Annotated in this window: 2 protein-coding genes; one reads left to right on the forward strand and one right to left on the reverse strand. The window is 61.4% G+C overall.

The annotated features are described in order from the left end of the window. Positions 1 to 678: cation:proton antiporter (locus GTN70_06665; protein ID NIO16668.1), on the forward strand; the 678-nt coding region annotated here is incomplete at its 5' end. A 16-nt stretch (positions 679 to 694) separates the two neighbouring features. Here the strand turns inward: GTN70_06665 and GTN70_06670 are convergent. Continuing rightward, positions 695 to 934, reverse strand: coding sequence for a hypothetical protein (locus tag GTN70_06670; GenBank protein ID NIO16669.1), 240 nt, complete (start codon positions 932 to 934; stop codon positions 695 to 697). Positions 935 to 1,090: the final 156 nt, after the last annotated feature.

Consider the following 1,090-nt stretch of genomic DNA (forward strand, 5'->3'; position numbering starts at 1 on the left):
CTCATGCTCATGTTCCTGGCCGGCGCGGAGATCGACTTCCACATGCTGGAGAAGCAGAAACCCCGGACGTTTGCCCTCCTCGGGCTGATCTTCGCCGGCACGCTCCTTCTCTCCTATGCCTTCTCCCGGCTGCTGGGACAGGGTTTCTACCTCGCCCTCATCCTCTCGACAACGTCGATCGGCCTGGTCCTTCCGGCCCTCATCGACGCCCGGATAACGGACACGATGCTCGGGCAGACCATACTCATCTGTGCCGTGCTGGCCGACTTTTTCACCTTTTTCGGCATCACCTTCTACATCCTCCACGTAAAGCACGGGCTCACCTGGCAGTTCATCGCGCCCATCCCCGTCTTCGCCCTCTTCGGGGTCCTCCTTCTCGCCGCACGGCTCTGGTTCTGGTGGAACCCGGAGAAAGCGAAGGTGCTGGTGGGAAAATCGGGCCCGGCCGAGCTGGGCGTCCGCTTCTCCATGGCCCTCCTGTTCATCTTCGTCGCCCTCTCGGAGCTCGCCGGCTTGGAACCGGTCCTGGGCGCCTTCATGGGCGGGGTTCTGCTCTCCTTCATCTTCCGGGAGAAAGAGCACCTCGAGGAAAAGCTCGCCTCCATCGCCTACGGGTTCCTCATCCCCTTCTTNNGGCATTCGCCGTCAAGATCATCCCCTCCCTGCTCCTTATCCTGAAAAAGGTTCCCCCGCGCTACGCGGCCGCGTCGGGAATCCTTCTGTCGGCACGGCTCACCCTGATCATAGCGGCGGCGGCGATCGGGCTCAGGGAGGGCTTCATAGAACAGGCGCTCGGCGACTCCATCGTCTTCCTGGCGCTGGTCACCTCCGTAACCGCCCCCACCGCCTTCAGGCGCATCATCTCGCGGGAAGGGTGAACGCGCCATCCCGCGTATCGGGCTCCATCTCCCCTGTTCTCTGCGTGGCAGTTCAAGTTGAGCTGGAACCGGACGGGATGACGATTTTTTTTGATACACTATTTTATACCGGGTGTGCGGTGACAAAAGAGGGCCTCCCGCCTCACGCAGGGACAGCGGGGAGGAGAGGAAAAGATGGCAAGGCCGGAGAAGGAAAAGAGAAAGGTCAGCAA

It is taken from the genome of Deltaproteobacteria bacterium (genome assembly GCA_011773515.1).
In the GTDB taxonomy this organism is placed as follows: domain Bacteria; phylum Desulfobacterota; class Deferrimicrobia; order J040; family J040; genus WVXK01.